Origin of the sequence: Amycolatopsis sp. NPDC051373 (genome assembly GCF_040689465.1) — a bacterium.
Lineage (GTDB): Bacteria > Actinomycetota > Actinomycetes > Mycobacteriales > Pseudonocardiaceae > Amycolatopsis.
Genome location: NZ_JBFBAE010000034.1, coordinates 16,826 through 37,984, shown reverse-complemented (window position 1 = coordinate 37,984; position 21,159 = coordinate 16,826). Strand labels below are relative to the sequence as shown.

The following is a 21,159-nucleotide window of genomic DNA, read 5'->3' as shown; positions in this document are numbered from 1 at the left end:
GGACACGCCGGGGTTTCTTCGGTGCGGCGTCGCGTTTGCCGACGTAGGGTGGCCTTTCACTTCACCGGACGTGGGGCTGGCGCAGCGTGACCGAACCGGAGAGCGAGCGTGGGCTCACCCTCACCCATCGCGAGCAGGTGCTCGATTGGGCGGCGGTGCGCGCCGCCGACGTCCGCTTCGCGTCGGTCACGATCAGCGAGAACGTGAACTGGCGCGACCCGGGCGCCGAACGGATGCTCACCGCGGCCCAGCACGCCGGCCTCCACACGGGCGCGCGCCACTTCGCGCGGCCGGGCGCCGTGCACGACCAGGCCGACCACTTCGTGCGGACGGCGAGCAAGCTCGGGGCTTTCGCGCCCGGGTCGTTGGCGCCCGCTCTGGAGGTCGACGCCTTGAGTGTCGACGATCGGTTCGTGAAGGCGTGGATCAAGCACGTGCGCCACGCGGCCCGGATCCGCCGCGTGCTCGTGTACGCCGGCCACGACTGCTGGGCCCACCGCCTGCACCCCGACCGCTGGGCCGACCCCGACGTGGTGCTCTGGCTCGTGCGCCACAACGGCATCCCCGGCCGCGCCGGCTGGTTCCACGCGCGACTGGGGTTGCACCAGCACGCGTTCTCCGCGCTGCCGGGCGTGGCGGGACCGGTGGCGCAGGACGCTGTGGTCTATCCATTCACGATGTCTGACGTACTGCTTTGAATTTCTTGCCGGGGGCGCTTGGCAAGATGTGTGGGTGCGCTTCTCCCGACAGCGGCTGGCGACGGACGTGACACCTTCACGGGCCGTGGTGCTGTTGTCCGCGTTTGCTGCTTCGCGGGGGTTTCCGGAGCCGGCGGCGTTGTGCGGGTCGTGGTTCGGGTCCGCGGCGGTGGTGGCGCCGTTTGTGGGGGTGTCTTCTTCTCCGTTTCCGGTGGGGTTCTCTCTTGATGCACCGGCGGGGGGCGTCGGGGGTGGGTGGTTCGGGTATCTGTCTTACGACTCGGCGGATCCTTCTGGCCGCTCCACGGGGGTGCCTGCTTCTGCGTGGGGGTGGGCGGATCACGTGCTGCGGTGGGATCTTTCCGGCGACTGCTGGTTCGAGTCGTTGGCGGATGATCCTGCGCCGTTGTTGTCCACTGTGGAGCAGGCGTTGGGCGGGCCTGCTTCGCTGTCGTGGGCGGCTTCCACGTTGGAGCGCCCTTCGGCTGCTTCGCATGAGCAGGCGGTGAAGTCGTGCGTTTCCGCGATTGAGGCCGGGGAGCTTTTTCAGGCGAACATCTGCACGCGGTTCACGGGAACTTTTTCGGGCTCTGCCGCAGCTTTGTTCGCGGAGGGCGTACGCCGGTTGTCGCCTACGCGGGCAGCTTTTGTTGCCGGCGACTGGGGTTCCGTGGTGTCACTGTCGCCCGAGCTGTTCCTGGCACGGCACGGACGGCAGGTTGTTTCCGTGCCGATCAAGGGGACTTTGCCGCGTCGGGGCCCGGCTGACGACGGCAACGCCCTGCTGCTGCGGCAGTCGGCCAAGGACGTCGCCGAGAACGTGATGATCACCGACCTGGTGCGCAACGACCTGGGGCGGGTGTGCGCGGTCGGGAGCGTAGTGGTGCCGTCGTTGCTGACGGTGTCGCCGGCGCCCGGGGTGTGGCATCTGGCGTCCACAGTGGAGGGCGTGTTGCCGGCAGGTGTTTCGGACTCTGCTTTGTTGGCCGCGACTTTCCCGCCAGGCTCAGTCACGGGGGCGCCGAAGATCCGGGCTCTGGACGAGATCACTTTGCTGGAACCGGCAGCGCGCGGCGTCTACACGGGCGCAGTCGGGATGCTGTCTCCGGTGGCCGGGCTCGAGCTGAACGTCGCCATCCGCACCTTCGAGATTTCGCCGTCCGGGCAGATCTCCCTCGGCGTCGGCGGCGGTATCACGGCCGACTCGGACAGCGCGGCGGAGTGGCAGGAGTGTCTTCACAAGGCTGCGCCTCTGGAAGCTCTCCTGGCCACTCCACCTGCGGTTTAGCTCACTTGCGGGGATCCAGCAGGAGCTTACCGACCGTGCCGCGGGAGCGGAGGGCTTCGTGGGCCGCGCGGGCGTCGGCGAGGGCGTACTCGCCGCCGGCGATGGCGCGGAGCTTGCCGTCCTGAATCAGGGTGAAGAGCTCAGTCAGGGCGGTGCCGAAGACGTTGCCGGGCAGGCGGAAGACGTGTGGCAGCCACATGCCGGTGACGGTGGTGCTGTGGCCGAGCAGGTTGCGCAGCTCGACAGGCTTGGGCTGCTGGCGGCCGGCCATGCCGTAGAACGCGAGACGGCCGAACGGGGCCAGCGCCGCGATGCTCTGATCCGTGGTCGTGCCGCCGACCATGTCGAGGACGATGTCGATGCGCTTGCCGCCGTTGGCCTGCATGAGCGTCTCGGTCATGTTCTCGGCTCGGGAGTCGACCGCGACGTCGGCGCCGAGCTCCAGTGCGAGGTCACGCTTCTCCTCGCTGCTGGCCGTCGCGATGACCCGCCCCGCGCCCCACACCTTCGCCAGCTGCACCGCGATCGACCCGACCCCGCCCGCCGCCGCGTGGACGACCACGGACTCACCGGGCTGCAGGTGGGCGTTCTTGCGCAGCAGGATCCACGCGGTCGCACCCTGGACCAGCATGGACAGCGCGTTGAGATCATCGACGCCCTCGGGCACCTCGAACGCCATCGCCTCCTCGGCGACGGCCTTCTCCGCGTAGCCACCCCCACCGTTGAGCAGCGCAACGACCCGCTTCCCGTCCTGCGTCCGCCCGACCACCTCGCCGCCCGGCACCAGCGGCAACTTGCTCGGCGCCAGATACGAGTTCTCCGCCTGATGCGTATCCGCGTAGTTCACCCCGACGCGATCCACGTCGATCAGCACCTGCCCGGTTTGGGGCGTCGGCTCCGGCAGCTCGACCGGGGTGAGGACCTCGGGACCGCCGAACTCGGTCACCTGCACAGCACGCATGGCTTCTTCTTTCGTCGTCGGGTGATGAGACATTCTGCCAGATGTCTCATCGGTGCGACACTCCGTGGTAACGTCTCACCTCATCGACACGCCCTTCCCCTCCCGCCCGGACGCGGCTTCCGCGTTTGCCCTGGCGCGCTCGTGGTTCGCCGCGGGCCGCCGCGTGGACATGCGCGAACTGGCGCTGGCGCTCGGCGTCTCCCGCGCCACCCTCCACCGCTGGGTCGGCAGCCGCGACCACCTGCTGGCGGAGATCTTGTGGGCCGAGACTTCCCTGGTGTTCAACGCCGTCACCTTCACCGGCCGCGGCGGGGCCGGAGTGGCGGATGCCATCGGTTCGTTTGTTTCGACGGTCAACTCGTCGCCGGCCTTCCGCGCCTTCTTGCAGCGTGAACCGGAACGGGCGTTGCGACTTTTGACCACCAAGGCGAGCGTGGTCCAGTCGCGAACCATCGCCCAGCTCCTCGACCTCCTGACAACGGAAACCTCAGCAGGCCGGTTGACTCCCCCATTGCCGCTGCCGGACCTCGCCTACGTCCTCGTCCGCCTCGGCGAGTCCTTCATCTACACGGACGTGATCACCGGCGAAGAACCCGACGCAGAGAAGGCGCGGGCTGCGGTGTCCGCGTTACTCAGCTGACCGCCGCACCACTACGTTCAATTCCGTTCTGAGTATCGGTACTGGCTCTCGGCGACACATTCGACAGCCGCTTCCCCGATCGAAGGCGCCAACACGTCTCCCACGTCACGGCGCCAAACGTGCACGGATCGAACGATCAGCCATGTACTGAACCAGTATCGAAGGATCCGCGCCGCTGCCGATTCCGGACATCAACCTGGCCAACGAAACGACCAGCTCTTCAAGGTCTCCGAACAGACCCACCAAATCCTGGGTGGAAACATCAGAGAACTCGGGGAGATCGTGTTCATCACTCATCCGCCGTAGGTCCAATTCAAGACCTCCCAAGGCGACTCCGCCAACTCACGCCTCGCGTGGCGACCGGGTGGCATGCTCAGCAACGAGCGCACCGACTCGTCACGGCTCACAACCAGGGCGAGTTGGTAGATCCCGCACGCCAACGCAGTCAGCAACGAAGATCCCCGCCTGCGCCCGGGGCAAGCTGAGGTCGATCACTTCCGAGAAGCGACCACAGCGTCATAAAGGTCCTTTTTAGACACCCCAGCCCCCTCCGCCACCTCGGCCGCCACTGCCTTCAGCCGCTCCCCGGCCGCCACCCGGGCGGAAACCTCGCCCACGAGGTCCGAAACCGACACCTCGGGCGCCACAGCCCCCTCCAGCACGACGGTGATCTCACCGCGAACCCCATCTGCAGCCCACGAAGCCAGCTCAGCCAGAGTGCCCCGTTTGACCTCTTCGTACGTCTTGGTCAGCTCACGACACACAGCAGCCCGACGAGAAGCACCCAAAGCCGCAGCAGCGTCCGCCAGCAGAGACCCCACCCGGTGCGGCGACTCGAAGAACACCACCGTCCGAGGCTCGGAAGCCAGCGAAGCGAACCACCGGGAACGCTCCCCCGGCTTCCGCGGCGCGAAGCCCTCGAAGCAGAACCGGTCACAAGGCAAACCGGACAAAGCCAACGCCGTCGTCACCGCGGACGGGCCTGGCAGACAGGTCACCGGGATATCCGCCTCGACGCAAGCCGCAACCAGGCGGAAGCCCGGGTCGGACACCGAGGGCATGCCGGCGTCCGTCACCAGCAGCACCGTCTCGCCGGAGTGCAAGGCCTCCAGCAAGCGAGGCAGCCGGGACACCTCCACGTCCTCGTAGAAGGACACCACGCGCCCGGAAGGGGTGACGCCCAAGGCCGCGGCCAGTGAGCGCAGGCGGCGGGTGTCCTCGGCGGCGATGACGTCCGCCGAGGCCAGGGCGGAGACCAGGCGCGGCGAAGCGTCACCCGGGTCGCCCAGCGGGGTGGCGGCGAGCACGAGACGTCCCATGCCCGCCAGCCTAACGACACGACCATCACACCCAGGGTCGTAGTATCAGGCCCCGTGACCGCGCTGCTGACCCGTCCCGACGACGAGAGCGTGCGGCCGGACCCGGTCGACGCGCTGCGTCCGCCGACCGACCGCGTGGCCACGCTGCTGGGCCGTGGCATGCCGAGCGACCGCTTGCGCGGCTGGCTCGTCACGCTGATCCTCACGGTGATCGGCGGCGTCGTGCGCCTGCAGAACCTCGGGGTGCCCACCGATCACGGCACGCCGGTGTTCGACGAGAAGCACTACGTGCCCCAGGCGGCTCAGATGCTGCGCAACGGCGGGTACGAGGACAACGCCGGCTACGAGCTCATCGTGCACCCGCCGCTGGCGAAGGACTTCATCGCGATCGGCGAGTGGCTGTTCGGATACAACGGCTGGGGCTGGCGCATCATGCCGGCGCTCGCGGGCACGCTGATCATCCTGCTCACCATCCGCATCGCGCGGCGGCTCACGCGCTCGACGCTGCTCGGCGGCATCGCGGGCGTCCTCGTGATCAGCGACGGCGTGCTGCACCTGCAGTCGCGCATGGGGATGCTCGACATCTTCATCGCGCTGTTCGTGCTGGCGGCGTTCGCGTGTGTGCTGTGCGACCGCGACCAGGTGCGGCAGCGGCTGGCGGTCGCGGTGCGTGAGGGCTGGGCCAACGAGTCGGTGTGGGGGCCCAAGCTCGGGTTCCGCTGGTGGCGCTTCGCCGCGGGCCTGATGATCGGGCTGACGTTCGGCGTGAAGTGGTCGGCGCTGTACTACATCGCGGCGTTCGGGCTGCTCACGGTGTTCTTCGACGTCGCGGCGCGGCGGGCGGCGGGTGTCGAGCGGCCGTGGATGGGGACGATCCGGCGGGACGTCGCGCCGGCGTTGTGGGCGATCGTCGCGATCCCGCTGCTGATGTACTTGGCCGCGTTCTGGGCGTGGTTCGCCAGCGAGACGGCCACCGACCGGCACTACACCGAGATCAAGGACATCGACCCCGGCCTGTTCGCCTGGGTGCCGCCCGCGTTGCGCTCACTCGGCGACTACACGCTCAACGTCCTGCACTTCCACGAGACGCTGCTGACCCCCAAGGACAACCCGCACCCGTGGGAGTCGAAGCCGTGGACGTGGCCCATGGGCCTGCGCCCGATGCTCTACTACTACGACGGCGCCGTCACCGGTTGCGGCGAGTCGCGCTGCGTCGGCGCGACGATGCTGATCGGCACGCCCGCGATGTGGTGGCTCGCGCTGCCGATGCTCGGCTGGGGCCTGTGGCGCTGGATTTTCCGCGCCGACTGGCGCTACGCCGCCGTGCTCACGGCCTACTTCGCCGGACTGCTCCCGTGGTTCACGAACATCGACCGGCAGATGTACTTCTTCTACGCCACGCCGATGGCGCCGTTCCTGGTGCTCGGCCTCGTACTGGTGCTGGGCCAGATCCTCGGCGGCGCCCGGCGCGGGTTCGAGCGCCGGGGCACCGGGCTGCTCGTCGTGGCGCTCTACACGGGACTCGTGGTGGCGAACTTCGTGTGGCTGTGGCCGATCCTCAACGGGGTGCCGATCACGACCGCGCAATGGAACGCGGAGATGTGGTTGCCTTCGTGGCGGTGAAGTAGGCGCCTGGCGGCACCCCGACGGCGCGCCGGAACGCCGCGACGAACGCGCTCGCCGTCGCGTACCCCACCCGGTGCGCGACGGTCGTCATCGGCAGGCCTTCGGCGAGCAACGGCAGCGACGCCCGCAGCCGCGCCTGCGTGCGCCAGGTCCCGAACGTCACGCGGCAGTCGCGCACGAACGCACGCGCCAGCGTCCGCTCGCTCGCTCCGACGGCGCGGCCCAGCTCGGCCAGCCCGCGTCGGTCGGCGGGATCGGCGAGCACCATCGCCTCCACGTCACGCGCCCGCGGATCCTCCGGCGACGGCACCACGATCGGCGCGACGTCCACCGGCTCCAGCACGTCGAACACCACGGCCTCGGCGCGTTCACGGGCGTCCGGCTCGGGGTTGCCCGTGAGGTACTCCAGCAGCTCACGCAGCAGCGGTCCCACCGCGACGATCCGCGGCTGCGCCCACGTGACGGGACAGCGCTGTGACCCGCAGGCGAGCGCGGACGGCAGATGGTGGCTTACGCGCCATGGCCCTTTCTCCCGGACGCCGGATAGGCGATACGCCGCTCCCACCACGGCCGGTCCGGCGGTGCGGTCGGGTTTGGCAGGGTTTTGCGCCGGACCTCGTCGTCGATCGGTCGCAGCACTGCCCGCAGTGCGGCTCGGCTGCGCGGCGGCAACGCGCGCAGCGCCTCCTCCAGCGTCCACCGGGTCCCGGGCTCGCAGCAGGGGCAGCCGAGGGTCTCGGACGAGCCGTTGCGGTGGGCGTCGCGTGCGTAACCCCGCAGGTCACGAACGGCCCGGCCGACTGCGCCGGGACGCAATTCCCTCGCCTCAACGCGATGGACGTCGGCAAGAACCCAGGGCGGCAACCCGGGGATCGTCGAGAACTGCCGGCCGCTGCGCGGTCTGACCGGCAGGCCGGCCCGGACGGACGCCGGTGGTCTACGCGCCATGACCACGCGTCCCGCGGGGCCTGCGCCGCCGCCACCAGGGCCACTCAGGCGGGGCCGAGTAGTCGAGCACGGTCCGGCGGCGCAGCTCGGCGTCGAGCGGTCTGATGAGTGAGCGCAGGGCGGCGCGGCTGGGGCGCGGCAGGGCTTGGAGGGCCGATTCCAGCGTATCAGGTTCTCCCCGCAGGGGCAGTCGTCGACGCGGTGCACCTCGAGGCGCCAGGGGTTGTGGACATGCCGTCGCAGACCGCGGAGCGCGGCGGCGACGTCGCCGGGATGCAGCACCGTCGCTTCGACGCGGTGCACGTCGAGCAAAACCCAGCGCGGTAACCCGGGAATCGTGGAGAACCGGTGACACGGACGAGATCGCACGGGCAAACCGGCCCGGACGGCGGCAGGCGGTCTACGCGCCATGGCCCCTTCGAAGCGTCATGCCCCGATCATCCCACCCACCGCCACCGAATATCAGCGGTGCAGCCGCCGCGGGACGATCTGCGTCACCGGGCCGTCCGGAGACTTCCCGGCACGCGACAGCCAGCCCTCCACCTCCCGGCGCACCGCGTTCAACGTCGGACGACGACGCGGTTCCGGATCCAGCGAAGCACCCAAGATCCGCGCGTGCGCAGACCGCACCGGCAGCCGGGACACAGGCTCCGCCCGCGCAGCCGCCATCAGGGCCGCCATCGGCGTCTCCCGAGTTCCGCGCGGAGGCTGGCCGGTCAACGCATAGCTGATGGTCGCCGCGAGCTGCCAGGCGTCGGAGGCCGGGCTGGCTTGCGCGCCCATGGCCTGTTCCGGGGCGACGAAGTCGGGCGTGCCGATCATCATGCCGGTGGCGGTCATCTTGGAGTCGCCCTGGCTGCGGGCGATGCCGAAGTCGATGAGGTGCGCCAGACCGGCCGGGTCGAGGACGATGTTGGACGGCTTGATGTCGCGGTGCAGCACGCCCTTCTCGTGGGCCGCGACGAGGGCGCCGGCCATCGTGGACCAGAGGCGGCCGGCGGCGACGTCGTCAAGGGGGCCCTGACCGTCGACGACCTCGGCGAGCGGGCGGCCCTCCAGATACTCCATCACGAGCGCGAGGCCGTCGGGCTCCTCGACGAGGTCGTACACCTTCACGCAGTTCGGGTGGTTCACCGCGGCCAGCGCGCGAGCCTCGCGCTGCATGCGCTCCTCGGTGTCGCGGTCGGGGGCGTGCGCGATCTTCAGCGCGACGGTGCGGTTGAGCTGCGTGTCGACCGCTTCCCAGACCGTGCCGAAACCGCCGTGACCGAGCCGGCGGACGCGTCGATAACGACTCCCGCCCGCGCCGCGCGAGCCGGGTGGCGGTGGGACCGCACCGGGAGCGGCGGCCAGCAACCCGGGCTCGGGTGCGGAAGCCAGCGCTGTGGCCGGGTACGGCTTGTTCATCGGAGGCGGCGGGGGCGGCGGCAGCTGCGGACGCGGCGCGGCCTGCGAAACCTCCGGACGCTCCGGCTCCCGCCGCGGCTCCGGACGCGGCTCCGGCCGGTTGATCACCGACCACGGCGGCGGCCCGACCAGGCCGACGGGGATCAACCCCAGCACGCTGAACGGCAGGAACCCGAGCCAGAAGTGCACGGCCACGTTGGCCGTCATCCCGACGCTCGCCACCGCCATCACCACGAACGGGATCCAGAAGAACCGCGACGGCCACTTCGGCCCGCGCCGGAACGCCGTGCGCGCCTGCAGCATCACGAACAGCAGCGAGCCCGCGGGCAGCACCGTGAACGCGAGCAGGTAGATCCCGAACGACAGCTTGAGGCCCTGGTTGTAGAACAGCGCCTCGTAGACGTTGCTGCCCCCACCCAGGTACGTCTTCTGCACGCCGGCGAAGCAGTAGTTGGTGCTCAGCGACGCGGCTTCGGCGTGCGACAGACCGCCGCTGCCACCAGCGTTGATCGCACGGAACGTCTCGGAGATGCCGTTGGACAGCACCCACGGCAGCACCAGCACGGTGACCACGCCGATCAACCCGAACACGGTGAGCGTCGTCGCGTCGTAGCGGTTGCCCGTGCCCTTGCGGACGATGGCCACCACCAGCGCCCCCAGCGCGGGGAACAGCGCGACGAGCGCACCGGCTGTGGTCGTCGCCCAAACCCAGTCACCCGGGCAGAACCCCGGGCCGAACAGGGTGTGGGCGAACGAGAGCAGCGCGCTCGCGAATCCGCTCACCGCCTGGTTCCCCTCACTCTCGGTGGTCACGTGGTACCGCCACGCGGCCGAACTCCGTAGTCCAGCTTAGGACGCACGCCACCTTCGCGGGGTTGCCGGGTCAGTGGGTCGTGACCGTCGTGAAACCTGCGCGACACCCTCGCCAGGGCCATCATGAGTGACGGGTCCGGCCGACCGGATCGAGTGACGCTGTCGAGGGAGACACCGTGGGCGCTTATTCCGAGACCTACCGGCGCAGCCTGGACGATCCCGAGGGATTCTGGCTGGACGCGGCGAGGGCGATCGACTGGACGAAGCCACCGACGAAGGCCCTGGACGCCTCACGGGAACCCTTCTACCGCTGGTTCCCCGACGGCGAGCTGAACACGGCGTACAACGCGCTCGACCGCCACGCCGACGGCGGCCGCGGCGGACAGCCCGCGTTGATCTGGGACTCCCCGGTCACGGGGCAGAAGCGGCGCTACACCTACGCCGAGCTGCGCGACGAGGTGGCGGTGTTCGCGGGGGCCCTCAAGGCGCTCGGCGTGACGCGGGGCGACCGCGTGATCCTGTACCTGCCGATGATCCCCGAGGCGGTCGTCGCGATGCTGGCGTGCGCGCGGATCGGGGCGGTGCACTCGGTGGTGTTCGGCGGCTTCGCGCCGAAGGAGCTGGCGGCGCGCATCGAGGACGCGAAGCCCAAGCTCGTGCTCGCCGCGTCGTGCGGGATCGAGCCGACGCGGGTGGTCGAGTACAAGCCGATCATCGACGCGGCGCTGGAGCTGACCGAGCACCAGCCCGACCACGTCGTGGTGTTCCAGCGCGAGCAGGCGCCCGCGGAGCTCTCGGGCACGGACCTGGACTGGGTGGACCTCGTCGAGACCGCGCAGCCGGCCGATCCCGTGCCGGTGAAGGCGACGGATCCGCTCTACATCCTCTACACGTCCGGCACCACCGGGAAGCCGAAGGGCGTGGTGCGCGACGCGGGCGGCCACGCCGTCGCCCTGGCCTGGTCGATGGGTGCGGTCTACGACGTCCACGCGGGCGACACGTGGTGGACGGCGTCCGACGTCGGGTGGGTCGTCGGGCACTCCTACATCGTCTACGCACCGCTGCTGATCGGGGCGACAACCGTCCTGTACGAAGGCAAGCCCGTCGGCACGCCCGACGCTGGCGCGTTCTGGCGCGTCATCGCCGAGCACGGCGTGGAGGCGCTGTTCACCGCGCCGACGGCGTTGCGCGCGGTGAAGAAGATCGACCCGGGCGCGGCGGAGCTCAAGAAGTACGACCTGGCCAAGTTCCGCACGCTCTTCATGGCCGGCGAGCGCCTCGACCCCGAGACCTACCACTGGGCGAGCGACATCCTCGGCACGCCCGTGATCGACCACTGGTGGCAGACGGAAACGGGCTGGCCGATCGCCGCCAACCCGCGCGGCCTCGAGCCGATGCCCGTGAAGCCCGGGTCGGCGACGAAGCCCGTGCCGGGCTGGGACGTGCGGGTGCTCGACCAGGGCGGCGACGAGCTGCCCGCCGGCCGCGAAGGCGCGATCGTGATCAAGCTGCCGCTGCCGCCCGGCTCACTGCCGACGTTGTGGGGCGACGACGAGCGCTACCGCGAGGCCTACCTGTCGCGCTTCCCCGGCTACTACCTCACCGGCGACTCCGGTTACCTCGACGAAGACGGCTACCTCTTCGTGATGGGCCGCACCGACGACGTGATCAACGTGGCCGGCCACCGCCTGTCGACGGGATCGATGGAGGCCGCGCTCGCGTCGCACCCGGCCGTGGCGGAGTGCGCGGTGATCGGGGTCGCCGACGAGCTCAAAGGCCAGGTGCCGCGCGGGTTCGTCGTGCTGAAGGCGGGCGTGGACGTCGACGAGGGCCAGCTGCGCGACGAGCTCGTGGCCGTGGTGCGCCGCGACGTCGGGCCGGTGGCGGCGTTCCGCGACGTCGCCGTGGTCGAGGCGCTGCCGAAGACGCGTTCGGGGAAGATCCTGCGCAAGACCATGCGCGGGATCGCCAACGGGCGCGAGGAGCCGGTGCCCTCGACGATCGAGGACCCGGCGGTGCTCGACGCCCTGCGGGCCGTGCTGCAGCGCTGACATTTCTCCAAGACGGGCGGCGGTGCGCGGGCGCATCGTCGCCGGCATGAACGACTACCTCCACGTGGTCCACGACGGCCCGGCCGACGCGCCGCCGCTGCTGCTCATCCATGGCTCGGGAGCCACGAGCGGCTCCTGGAGCGAGGTGGTGCCGGCGTTGGCCGAGCACCACCACGTCATCCGCGTCGATCTGCCCGGCTGCGGGCGCTCGACGCCACCACCGTCGTTCGCCGTGCCGCGGCAGGCGAGCCGGGTCGCGGCGGTGCTCGACGAGCTGGGCGTCGCCCGCGTGGTCGTCGCCGGGCATTCGAGCGGCGGCTACGTCGCCACCTCGCTCGCGGAACAGCGGCCCGACCTGGTGGGCTCGCTCGCGTTGATCAGCACCGGCCCGCGGCTCGACGCACTCCTGCCGCAGCCGCTCATCCTGCGGCTGCTGCTGGCGCCGCCCTTCGGCCCGTTGCTGTGGCGGAGGCGTTCGGACGCGGTCATCCGACGCGGAATCGGGGCGACGATGGCCCGCCCCGTGGCCATCCCGGACGACATGGTCACCGAACTTCGCGGGACCACCTATCGCGCGTTCCGGCAAGTGCTGCACCACAACGGCGCGTACCTCGCCGAGCGGACCATGCCCGAGCGGCTGGCCGCGCTCGACGTGCCGGCGCTGGTGGTGTTCGGCGCGGCGGACCCGCGATGGGACCCGTCGTCGGCGCACGACTACGACGCCGTGGCGCGCGTCGAGTACCTGCCGGGCGTGGGGCACGTGCCGCTCGTCGAGGAGCCCGCGAAGACCGGCGAGCTGCTGCTGGCCTTCGCGGCAACCCGCCTGTGACCCGCGACGCCTAGCGTGGTCACGTGCAGGCCTTCGACTGGACGGGCGTGGACATCGCGGTCCCGACGCGACGGCTGCCGGGCATCCGCATGGCCGGGTTCCGGCAGGCCGTGCCGGCGCCCGTCGACATCACGATGGTGGCGCACCCGGCCGTCACGGTGCTCGTGGACCTGAGCGACGGCCTCGGCTACGAGGCTTTCGGACGGCGTGGGCGCGGCAGCGTCGTCGTCGGGCTGTGTCCCGGCGAGCTTCGGGCCGCCGGCCGGATCGGCGAGTGCTTGCAGATCCGGCTCGACCCGGCCGTGGCCGCGGCGGTGCTCGGGGACACGCTGAGTGGGGCGGTCTCGCTCGAGGACGTCGTGGGCCGCGACGCCGCGCGCTGGGAGGATCGGCTACGCGCGGCGGCGTCGTGGGACGACCGGTTCGCACTCGCGGCCGAGTTGCTGAGGCGGCGGCTGGGGTCCCGCCGCGTCGATCCGGAGGTGGCCCAGAGCTGGCGGCAGACGTTGGCGGCTCGGGGGCTCGCGCGTGTCGAGGGGCTGGCGGACGAGGTCGGGTGGAGCCGCAAACGGCTGTGGGCGCGGTTCCGGACGCAGCTCGGCATCACGCCGAAACGCGCCGCTCGCCTGGTGCGGTTCGACCATGCCGCGCATTTGCTGGCGTCGGGGCGGGCGCCTGCCGAGGTTGCCGCGGAGAGCGGGTTCTCCGACCAGTCGCACCTGCACCACGAGGTGAGGGCGTTTTCGGGACTGACGCCCGCGGCCGTCGCGGTGGCGCCGTGGCTGGCGATCGACGACGTCGCGTGGCCGGCCGCGCCGAACCGTTCGTGACGGGCGTGACGGGCGTGACGGGGGGCAACCGGGTGCGGGAGGTCCGGGCGATCCTTTCGGCTGTTGTCCGCGGCCTGCCTAGTGGTCTATACCTCTTAAGGTCTGTCTTCTCCCCGACCGGAGGTAGTCCGTGAGGAAGAGCTTGTCCAGAGCCGTGCTGGGGGCGACCGTGCTGAGCCTCGCGGCGCTCGGCCTGCCGGCGTCGGCGACGGCCGCAACCGCCGCACCCGAACGCAGCGTCACCGACATCGTCCCGCTGCCCGTGCAGGCCAAGGCCGACCCGAAGGCGAACTTCACACTGTCCCCGCTGACCGTGATCCGCGCGGGCAAGGGCACGAACCAGGTGGCCGACTACCTGCGCGGCCTGCTGCGCCCCGCCACCGGATACCCGCTGCCGGTCGTGCCGGTGAACGCCGGCCTGCCCGCCATCTCGCTCGACCTTGGTCACGCCGACAGCCGCGTGGGCACCGAGGGTTACCAGCTGTCCGTGGCGAAATCGGGCGTGACGCTGAAGGCCAACACCGCCGACGGCCTGTTCGAGGGTGTGCAGTCGCTGCGGCAGCTGCTGCCGTCGGCGATCGAGGCGAAGAGCGTGCAGTTCCGCAAGTGGACGATCGCGGGCGGCACCGTGCTCGACTACCCGCGCTTCGGCACGCGCGGCGCGATGCTCGACGTCGCGCGGCACTTCTTCAACCCGGCACAGGTGAAGACGTACATCGACCAGCTGGCGCAGTACAAGATCAACACGCTGCACCTGCACCTGGCCGACGACCAGGGCTGGCGCATCGAGATCAAGAGCTGGCCGCGCCTGGCGACCGAGGGCGGCAAGGGCGCCGCGGACGGCGACCCCGGCGGCTACTACACGCAGGCGCAGTACAAGGACATCGTCGCCTACGCGGCGTCGCGGCACATCACGATCGTGCCGGAGATCGACATGCCCGGTCACACGAACGCGGCCCAGTCGGTGTACGCGGAGCTCAACTGCGACGGCGTCGCGGTCCCGCCGCGCACCGACACCGAGGTCGGCTACAGCTCGCTGTGCATCGACTCGCCGACGACGTACAAGTTCGTGGAAGACGTGATCCGCGAGCTGGCCGCCATCACGCCCGGCAAGTACCTCGGCATCGGCGGCGACGAGGCACACTCGACGTCCGACCCGGACTACAAAGCCTTCTACGCCAAGGTGAACCCGCTCGTCGCGAAGTACGGCAAGCTCATCACGGGCTGGCACGAGATCACGAAGTCGGACCTGCCCGCCACGGCCATGCCGGAGTACTGGGACCAGGGCGGCGCGAACCCCGACCTCGCCGCGTTCGCCGCGCGCGGCGGCAAGGTGCTGATGGCGCCGTCGAACCACGCGTACCTCGACATGAAGTACACCGAGGACACGCCGCTGGGCCAGGACTGGGCCGGTCTCGTGGAGGTCAAGGACTCCTACGACTGGGATCCCGCGACGCTCGTGCCGGGCGTCGGCGAGAGCTCCGTCTCCGGTGTCGAGGCTCCACTGTGGACGGAGACCATCCGCACCAACGACAACATCGAGTACATGGCGTTCCCGCGCCTGCCTGGCCTGGCCGAGATCGGCTGGTCGCAGCAGTCCGGACGCGACTGGGACACCTACCGCGTCCGGCTGGCGAAGCAGGCGCCGCGCTGGGTGGCGCAGGGGATCGACTTCTACCGCTCCCCGCAGGTGGACTGGAAGTAGTTCTTTGCCGAAGGGCCCCTTCCCTGGGTTCTCAGGGGAGGGGCCCTTTTTCAGCCCGCGTTGCGCATCCGCCAGCGCTTCACCGACGAGCGGATGCCGCCCGAGTACGACGACGAAAGCGCCGGCGTCGCCAGGATCTTCTCCGCGCGTTGGACTCCCGCTTCCGCGATGCGCGGCTCGAGCTGCGCGAAATTGGCGAACGCGATCAGGTGCACCTCGGCCACGGTCGGCGCCTGGGCGTCGGACTCGACCACGCGCACGGCCCCGGACGTCGGTACGCGACCCGGCCGCAGCACCCGCAGGTACCAGCCACACCGCCCGGAGTCGATCATCGCCGGCACGAGGTCCTTGCGTCCCGTCCGCATGGCCAGCTTGAAACACGGCTGCCGCGGCTGCGACACCTGCAGCCGCGCGTCGCCCCACTCCCAGACATCGCCGATTCGCACGCGCGTCTCGTCCGCGCCGCTCACCGCGAGGTTCTCCCCGAACGTCCCGAGCTCGACGTCGAACCCATCGGCCGCCCACGCCGCGTAGTGCTGCGCGGGGTAGACGTAAACGGCTTTGTCGATCCCGCCGTGCACGCGCAGGTCGGCCTGCTCGTCGCCGTCGAGGTTCAGCCGCGTGAGCTCCAGCTCGCGCGCGGCCACGCGGTCCTTGACGATCGCGCTGAGCACCGGGCGCTCCCGTCGCTGCCCGAGCACGGCGGGCCGTCCGACGAAAACACCGGCGAGTTCGAGTGTGGTCACGTTCGCGAAGCTAGCACGCGGCCCGCTGCAGGTCAGGTGCTTTTGGCCGCCGCTGAAGCCGGACCGCGAAGCGTGCCGACGCAGTGGTCGCAAACGCTTGCGCCGAGCGTCGCAGAACCTCGTCGGCACGGTCGGCACACGACCCGGCCCGACTGGTGCGATCGGCAGAATTCGGTCGTTTTGGTGGCGACACGAGCCGATTGATCTTGATTCGGGGAGTCCTGCGGTGTGGTCTGGAGCACTACTGCACGCCGGAAGGAGGGTTCCGACGATGAGACTGTGGCCCCGGCGCCGCGCCTCCCGATCTTCGCGGCGCGCCCGCGACGACATCGCAGCGCTGATGCCCTACGGCCCGTATTCCTCCGTGCGCGTCCGCGACGACTCCCTCGAGCCTGGTGCCGAAGGGCGAAACGTCGCGTATTGCTGTTTCACCGACCCCGACGAGGCAACGCGGTGCCACACCGCGTGGCAGCAGCACGCTCCCACTCTGACGAGCGTGCTCCTCCACGACCGACGCAGCGCTTTCGAGCCGGATGTCGAGGGCTCCTACCTCCACGCGGACGGAACACGGCACGTCGGGCTGCCGCCCGAGATCACCGCGCTGATGGCCGAACTGGCCCCGCCGAGCGCCAAGGATCTGGCGGCCCGCCACGCCCTCGAGGCCGAGCAGGTCCTCGAAGCGGTGCGAGCGGAGAAAGCCGCGTGGGAAGCGCGGCAGCCGAAGGAAGTCGTGCTGGCCGAAGCGGGCGACGACTCCCCGATCGCGCACCACGACAAGTTCATCAAGGCCACCCGGATGACGGCCGGTGGGCAGCCCGTCGATCGGGTGAAGTTCCACTTCGCCGAGTTCACCGGCGACGAGCCGGAACCGGCCATGCCCGAGCGCGGCGACACCGATGACGAGCGGCGGCGCCTGGTCTGCGACGAGTTCGACGTGGCTCGCGCGTTGTGGGCGAAGGCGGTCTACCGGCGTGAGGCCACGCCGGTGCTGCGCGCCGCCGCGTCGGCCTGGCCCGAGGTCGCCGAGGCCTTCGCCCGGATCGGCCAGGCCTGGTCGGACCTCGACGACCCACCGCACAGCTGGGAAGTCGCGGTCAAGCGCCTGCTCGATGCCCATGACCACGCGAGGCCCATCGTGGAGAACTGGGAGCACGTCCACGCCCGCAAACTGGTCACTGTCGGCGCCGAGCTGACCTACAGCTGCGGTGAGCTGACCGAGCTTCGCAAACAGCTGAGCGTCGAGCTGGGTATCGACAACATCGAGGAGTGGCACATCGGCCGCGTCGAGGACGACGCCACTGATCCGCTCAACGCCGATATCCGGGACGGGGCGAGCGTGCAGCTCGAAAACCTCATCCAGCCCCAGCGCGACCGGCTCGCCCTGATCGCCGACGTCGCGGGCCGCCTGACGGCGTGAGCACAGCGGCATCCGCGGCCGCACCGGTCCGAACCGGTGGATTCGGGAGATGGGCGGAGGGCGTCTCACCGGAATCGTTTCCTCCCACGGGAAACGGCACCGGCGCACCGGGTGTGGCCCGGACCCCGGCTTCTTCGCCGGATCCGGGCCACGCCTGCCCCCTCGGGCTCAGCCGATGAGTGCCGCCGACTCCGCGTCACTAGCGTGCGCAGGACTTCACCGAGGCCTCGGTGAAGTCCACTCGGGAGACATCCATCAGAAGAATCCCAGCGCCTGATCGGAGTACGACACGAGCATGTTCTTCGTCTGCTGGGGATGTCGCGGCCTCGGCCTTGTTCCGGCGTTGCGTCAGGCTTTCGCCGTCTCCCGGATGGCCTCGTCGACCGAGCGGTGGACGGGCGGGTCGACGAACAGCTCGCGCAGGAACAGCCCGTCGAGGTGCTCGATGGTGAGACCGGGCTGCTTGCCGGTGAGGCCGTTCACGCGACCGCCGAGGCGGAACATCGCCCGGACGACGCCGGCGGGCACCGTGCGAACCGAGCGAGGCTTTCCGGCGGCGCCGGCCATGCGGGTGAGCATGTCCGTCCAGCGCAGGTTTTCCTCGACCACGGGGAGGTCCGCGCCCGAGCAGTCCTCGAGAGCGTCGACGGTCACGACGCCGACGCCCCGCGCACTCGTCGCCGCGCTGCCGCCCCGGGGCGCGAACAGCGGTGCCGACGACCGCACCCACTTCACCACCGGCACCGACCACTCCGGCACCCGCCCGGGCGCGACGCCGAACACGTACGGCACCTCGATGATCGCCACCGGCAGGTCCGGCCCGGCCGTCTCGCGGGCGAGCTTCGCCTGCTCGATCCGGCTGCGCACGTACGGGTGCTTCGCCGCCAGGCCCCACTCGGGGTGCACGCGGTCGAAGTACGTGTAGTACGACGCGAGCACCGCCGCCCTGGTGCACCTGACCTCGCGCGCCGCCTTCAGCAGCGCGACCACCGGCGCGACGTTGCCCGCGTGCAGCCGCGGCGCGACCGGTCCCTTGTCGACCCTCCGGTCGTCGCTGCCGCCGGCGAACACCACGCCGTCGTGGCCGGCGAGGAGCTCACGCAGGTCGTCTTCCGAGGCCGTCGTGACGTCGAGGACTCGGTCGACGCCTTCGCGGGGCGTGCGGGCCACCGTGGTCGCCTCGTGCCCGCGCAGCCTCAGCTGCTCCAGCACGTGGTGCCCCAGCAAGCCGCTTCCACCCACCACCAGGATTTTCATGGCGAAGATCATCGCGGACGGGCCCGGCCATGGTCCAGCGGCCTTCACCCCACCCTCACGCCGGGTCGCGGCCGCGATGCCTCTCCAGCTTCATCACCGGCGGACCGCCTCGGCCCGACGGCACGGCCACGCAAGTCGCCTTCCGACGCATCGCCGGCACCCACGCGGCGGCCGGCCACGCCCTCGGACGACGGCTGCCTCAATTCGGGTGCCGAACCGGTCTCGTCGCCTTTTTCGCCTGCGGCCACGCCCCTTCCGGGTGCAGCCGCACGACCGTGTATCCCTGCCCCGGCCGAACCGCTCTCCGAAGTTTCGCCCGCCAGGCCGCTCGGCAGAGCCCCGGGCAACCCGGCGTCCGCGTCGGCCTCGCCGACCGTTTTTCCCGGGCTCACAGAACTCCCAGCGCCTCGCCCCGGCTCACGTCCACCGAAACCAGGTGCCCCAGCGCCCTCGCCGTCTGCCAATCCCCGCAGCCAAGCCGTTTCCGGCCACACCCCTCACCCCAGCGCGGTCGACCCAGCCGAAACCGCCACCGGTGGTTTCCCCACCACCACAACGTTTCCACCAGAAAGAACTCCGACCCGCCCCAGCTCCCCTCCCAGGAGAGTCGCGACCATGTCCTCCTCCCAGCGCTCCCGGTACCACCGCGGCAAAAGCCGCAGGACGGCTCGGTACCGTCTCTCCAGTTCCGTCACTTTCCCTCCCCGGCTACGAAGTTCACGCGTGTCTTGTCTGCCGGCCGCGCAGGCGGGCCGTCGCCGCCTCGGCGTTGGCGTGTTGGCGGGCGGCCTCGGTTGCGACCGCGTCGGCGCCTGAGCGGGTCAGGCGGTAGTAGCGGCGCAGCCTGCCCTGCAGGACCTCTTCGCGGTCGTGCTCCACGAGGCCCTCCGCGGTGAGGCGGTCGAGGGCGCCGTAGAGCGTGCCGACCTTGAGCCTCACACGCCCCTCCGACAGTTCCGCGACTTCGCCGACGATGCCGTAGCCGTGCCGCGGCTCGCCGACCAGCGCGGTGAGGATGAAGAAGACCTGCTCGGACATCGCCATGGACCCAATGTATCGCCGGACGATATATGTCGGCAAAACTGATCCGGGTGAAACTCCGGAACCCCGTGAAGAAGTGAACCTCACGTAGACACCGTCTACTAGAGTTTGATAGACAGTGTCTACAAGGTGAACCACGGGTTACGGAGATCGACATGAGCTTTCAGAAATTCGTCGCCGTCGGCGACAGCTGCGCCGAAGGGCTCGACGATCCGTACCCGGACCACAGCCAGTACCGCGGCTGGGCGGACTTCGTCGCGGGCCGCCTCGCGCAGGATGAGCCCGATTTCCGCTACGCCAACCTCGCGGTGCGCGGCCGGCGCCTCGACCAGATCATCGTCGAGCAGCTGCCGGCCGCGGAGCGCCACGCGCCCGACCTGATCGCCCTGTTCGGCGGCGGCAACGATGTGATGAGCGGCGGCTGGAACCCCCGCACCGTCGCGCGCCGCGTCGACGCCGCGATCCGCCGGTGCACGCACATCGCGCCTACGGTGATCACCTTCACCTTGAGCGACATCGCCCACCGGATGCCCTTCGGCGCCCGCATGCACCCGCGCGTGACCGCCCTCAACGACGCCATCCGCGAAGCGTCCGTGAGCTACGGCGCCAAGCTTGTGGACCTGTGGCCCGACCACGCCGCCCACGACTCGCGCTACTTCGGCCCCGACCGCCTGCACCTGTCCGAAGCGGGCCACCTGCGGGTGGCCGGCCACGTCCTGAACCGCCTCCACATCGGCCACAACGACGGCTGGCTCCAGCCGCTCCCCGGCTTGCCCGCGCGCCCGAGCCTGCGCGCGGACCTGCAGTGGTTTTGGCAGGAGGTCATGCCGGTCGCCTTCACCCGTCTGCACAACCGCCTGATCGGCCGCTCGCCCGGCGACGGCTTTTTCCCCAAGCGCCCCGACCTGCTGCCCGTCGCGTTCTCCGAAGCGCAGCTATGAGCGCCCGCCAGCGGCTGATCACCACCGCGGAGACTCTGCTCGCCGACGAAGGCGTGGACGCGGTGACGCTGCGGGGCATCGCGAAGGCCGCCGGCGTCTCCCACGGCGCGCCCCTGCGGCACTTCTCCGGCCGCGCCCAACTGCTGTCGGCCGTCGCGACGCTCGGCTTCGCGCAGCTGCTCGAACGCGGCGCGAAGCTGCCCGAAGGCAACCCGCGTGAGCGCGTGACGGCTGCCTGCCACGCGTACGTGGCCTTCGCGCTGGCCAACCCCGCGATGTTCGAGCTGATGTTCCGCCGCGACCTCATCGACCCGGCCGAACCCGGGCTTGTGGCCGCGAGCAGCGCCGTCTTCGACTACTTCGCCGACCTCGTGCGCCTCGACCGCGAAGCCGCGTACGACGACCGGCTCAAGCCCGGCACCGACCCGCGGCTCGTCGCAGCTTCGCTGTGGGCAGCGCTGCACGGGCTCGCGCAGCTGTGGCTGTGGGGCGGCCTGGCCGGCGCCAGCTTCGCACCGTCTCCGGAATCGGCCCTCGCGGTGACGCTCGACGCATACCTGGGCTGATGCTCGGCGGGGAGCAGCTCCGGGGACCTCCCCGGCCTCGGGCGCTCCCCGCCGAGCAACGCCGAATGGGTGACCA

18 protein-coding genes and 1 pseudogene are annotated in these 21,159 nt (G+C 70.5%); 11 read left to right on the top strand and 8 right to left on the bottom strand.

Going from position 1 to position 21,159, the window contains the following annotated elements; translation table 11 throughout:
* Positions 1-86: 86 nt before the first annotated feature.
* Together AB0383_RS42655 and AB0383_RS42650 are read left to right on the top strand one after the other, a co-directional pair.
* Positions 87-698, top strand: coding sequence for a GH25 family lysozyme (locus tag AB0383_RS42655; RefSeq protein WP_364182027.1), 612 nt, complete (start codon positions 87-89; stop codon positions 696-698).
* A gap of 34 nt (positions 699-732) precedes the next feature.
* Positions 733-1,986, top strand: coding sequence for an aminodeoxychorismate synthase component I (locus AB0383_RS42650; protein ID WP_366190264.1), 1,254 nt, complete (start codon positions 733-735; stop codon positions 1,984-1,986).
* A gap of 1 nt (position 1,987) precedes the next feature.
* Here AB0383_RS42650 and AB0383_RS42645 read toward each other — a convergent pair whose 3' ends face one another.
* The gene (locus tag AB0383_RS42645; protein WP_366190263.1) at positions 1,988-2,947 is read right to left on the bottom strand and encodes an NADPH:quinone oxidoreductase family protein; all 960 of its coding nucleotides are present in this window, start codon (positions 2,945-2,947) and stop codon (positions 1,988-1,990) included.
* 169 nt (positions 2,948-3,116) lie between these two features.
* Here AB0383_RS42645 and AB0383_RS42640 point away from each other — a divergent pair, with 169 nt between their 5' ends.
* Entirely contained in the window at positions 3,117-3,587 is a 471-nt protein-coding gene (locus AB0383_RS42640) for a QsdR family transcriptional regulator (RefSeq protein ID WP_364182035.1), read from the top strand.
* 105 nt (positions 3,588-3,692) lie between these two features.
* Here the strand turns inward: AB0383_RS42640 and AB0383_RS42635 are convergent, their stop codons facing one another.
* Complete coding sequence (locus AB0383_RS42635; RefSeq protein WP_366190262.1) at positions 3,693-3,884, bottom strand: hypothetical protein; 192 nt, start codon at positions 3,882-3,884, stop codon at positions 3,693-3,695.
* A 194-nt stretch (positions 3,885-4,078) separates the two neighbouring features.
* Positions 4,079-4,906 (bottom strand): 16S rRNA (cytidine(1402)-2'-O)-methyltransferase, encoded by an 828-nt coding sequence (rsmI, locus tag AB0383_RS42630; protein ID WP_366190261.1) that lies wholly within the window; start codon positions 4,904-4,906, stop codon positions 4,079-4,081.
* A gap of 54 nt (positions 4,907-4,960) precedes the next feature.
* Here rsmI and AB0383_RS42625 point away from each other — a divergent pair, with 54 nt between their 5' ends.
* On the top strand, positions 4,961-6,529 hold the full coding sequence (locus tag AB0383_RS42625) for a phospholipid carrier-dependent glycosyltransferase (RefSeq protein WP_364182043.1): 1,569 nt from the start codon (positions 4,961-4,963) through the stop codon (positions 6,527-6,529).
* Here AB0383_RS42625 and AB0383_RS42620 read toward each other — a convergent pair.
* A pseudogene (locus AB0383_RS42620) lies at positions 6,480-7,004 on the bottom strand (AraC family transcriptional regulator); the annotation flags it as partial. The gene AB0383_RS42625 and the pseudogene AB0383_RS42620 overlap by 50 nt on opposite strands.
* Positions 7,005-7,942: 938 nt before the next feature.
* Positions 7,943-9,670, bottom strand: a complete 1,728-nt coding sequence (locus tag AB0383_RS42615; RefSeq protein WP_366190260.1) for a serine/threonine-protein kinase — start codon at positions 9,668-9,670, stop codon at positions 7,943-7,945.
* A gap of 206 nt (positions 9,671-9,876) precedes the next feature.
* Here AB0383_RS42615 and AB0383_RS42610 point away from each other — a divergent pair, with 206 nt between their 5' ends.
* The 4 genes from AB0383_RS42610 to AB0383_RS42595 all read left to right on the top strand — a co-directional run bounded on the left by AB0383_RS42610 (position 9,877) and on the right by AB0383_RS42595 (position 15,115).
* Positions 9,877-11,751, top strand: a complete 1,875-nt coding sequence (locus AB0383_RS42610) for a propionyl-CoA synthetase (protein ID WP_366190259.1) — start codon at positions 9,877-9,879, stop codon at positions 11,749-11,751.
* 46 nt (positions 11,752-11,797) lie between these two features.
* The gene (locus AB0383_RS42605; protein ID WP_366190258.1) at positions 11,798-12,580 is read left to right on the top strand and encodes an alpha/beta fold hydrolase; all 783 of its coding nucleotides are present in this window, start codon (positions 11,798-11,800) and stop codon (positions 12,578-12,580) included.
* Between the two features lie 23 nt (positions 12,581-12,603).
* Entirely contained in the window at positions 12,604-13,410 is an 807-nt protein-coding gene (locus AB0383_RS42600) for a helix-turn-helix domain-containing protein (protein WP_366190257.1), read from the top strand.
* Between the two features lie 130 nt (positions 13,411-13,540).
* The gene (locus AB0383_RS42595; RefSeq protein ID WP_364182058.1) at positions 13,541-15,115 is read left to right on the top strand and encodes a beta-N-acetylhexosaminidase; all 1,575 of its coding nucleotides are present in this window, start codon (positions 13,541-13,543) and stop codon (positions 15,113-15,115) included.
* Positions 15,116-15,165: 50 nt separating this feature from the next.
* Here the strand turns inward: AB0383_RS42595 and AB0383_RS42590 are convergent, their stop codons facing one another.
* Positions 15,166-15,861 (bottom strand): MOSC domain-containing protein, encoded by a 696-nt coding sequence (locus AB0383_RS42590; protein ID WP_366190256.1) that lies wholly within the window; start codon positions 15,859-15,861, stop codon positions 15,166-15,168.
* A 271-nt stretch (positions 15,862-16,132) separates the two neighbouring features.
* Here AB0383_RS42590 and AB0383_RS42585 point away from each other — a divergent pair, with 271 nt between their 5' ends.
* Complete coding sequence (locus tag AB0383_RS42585) at positions 16,133-17,278, top strand: hypothetical protein (RefSeq protein WP_366190255.1); 1,146 nt, start codon at positions 16,133-16,135, stop codon at positions 17,276-17,278.
* Positions 17,279-17,626: 348 nt separating this feature from the next.
* Here AB0383_RS42585 and AB0383_RS42580 read toward each other — a convergent pair whose 3' ends face one another.
* Entirely contained in the window at positions 17,627-18,535 is a 909-nt protein-coding gene (locus tag AB0383_RS42580; protein WP_366190254.1) for an NAD(P)H-binding protein, read from the bottom strand.
* Between the two features lie 717 nt (positions 18,536-19,252).
* Complete coding sequence (locus AB0383_RS42575) at positions 19,253-19,579, bottom strand: helix-turn-helix transcriptional regulator (protein WP_366190253.1); 327 nt, start codon at positions 19,577-19,579, stop codon at positions 19,253-19,255.
* 152 nt (positions 19,580-19,731) lie between these two features.
* On the opposite strand from AB0383_RS42575, the gene AB0383_RS42570 reads away from it, so the two are divergent.
* Both AB0383_RS42570 and AB0383_RS42565 read left to right on the top strand, forming a co-directional pair.
* Positions 19,732-20,517, top strand: coding sequence for an SGNH/GDSL hydrolase family protein (locus AB0383_RS42570; protein ID WP_366190252.1), 786 nt, complete (start codon positions 19,732-19,734; stop codon positions 20,515-20,517).
* The gene (locus AB0383_RS42565; protein ID WP_366190251.1) at positions 20,514-21,083 is read left to right on the top strand and encodes a TetR/AcrR family transcriptional regulator; all 570 of its coding nucleotides are present in this window, start codon (positions 20,514-20,516) and stop codon (positions 21,081-21,083) included. The genes AB0383_RS42570 and AB0383_RS42565 overlap by 4 nt, the downstream gene beginning before the upstream one ends.
* Positions 21,084-21,159: the final 76 nt, after the last annotated feature.

What these genes read in the sequence shown, in the direction of transcription:
- AB0383_RS42645 (WP_366190263.1), bottom strand. Translation starts at nt 2,947, where the DNA reads ATGCGTGCTGTGCAGGTGACCGAGTTCGGCGGTCCCGAGGTCCTCACC.
- AB0383_RS42565 (WP_366190251.1), top strand. Translation starts at nt 20,514, where the DNA reads ATGAGCGCCCGCCAGCGGCTGATCACCACCGCGGAGACTCTGCTCGCC.
- AB0383_RS42580 (WP_366190254.1), bottom strand. Translation starts at nt 18,535, where the DNA reads ATGAAAATCCTGGTGGTGGGTGGAAGCGGCTTGCTGGGGCACCACGTG.
- rsmI (WP_366190261.1), bottom strand. Translation starts at nt 4,906, where the DNA reads ATGGGACGTCTCGTGCTCGCCGCCACCCCGCTGGGCGACCCGGGTGAC.
- AB0383_RS42635 (WP_366190262.1), bottom strand. Translation starts at nt 3,884, where the DNA reads ATGAGTGATGAACACGATCTCCCCGAGTTCTCTGATGTTTCCACCCAG.
- AB0383_RS42585 (WP_366190255.1), top strand. Translation starts at nt 16,133, where the DNA reads ATGAGACTGTGGCCCCGGCGCCGCGCCTCCCGATCTTCGCGGCGCGCC.
- AB0383_RS42605 (WP_366190258.1), top strand. Translation starts at nt 11,798, where the DNA reads ATGAACGACTACCTCCACGTGGTCCACGACGGCCCGGCCGACGCGCCG.
- AB0383_RS42575 (WP_366190253.1), bottom strand. Translation starts at nt 19,579, where the DNA reads ATGGCGATGTCCGAGCAGGTCTTCTTCATCCTCACCGCGCTGGTCGGC.
- AB0383_RS42640 (WP_364182035.1), top strand. Translation starts at nt 3,117, where the DNA reads ATGCGCGAACTGGCGCTGGCGCTCGGCGTCTCCCGCGCCACCCTCCAC.
- AB0383_RS42570 (WP_366190252.1), top strand. Translation starts at nt 19,732, where the DNA reads ATGAGCTTTCAGAAATTCGTCGCCGTCGGCGACAGCTGCGCCGAAGGG.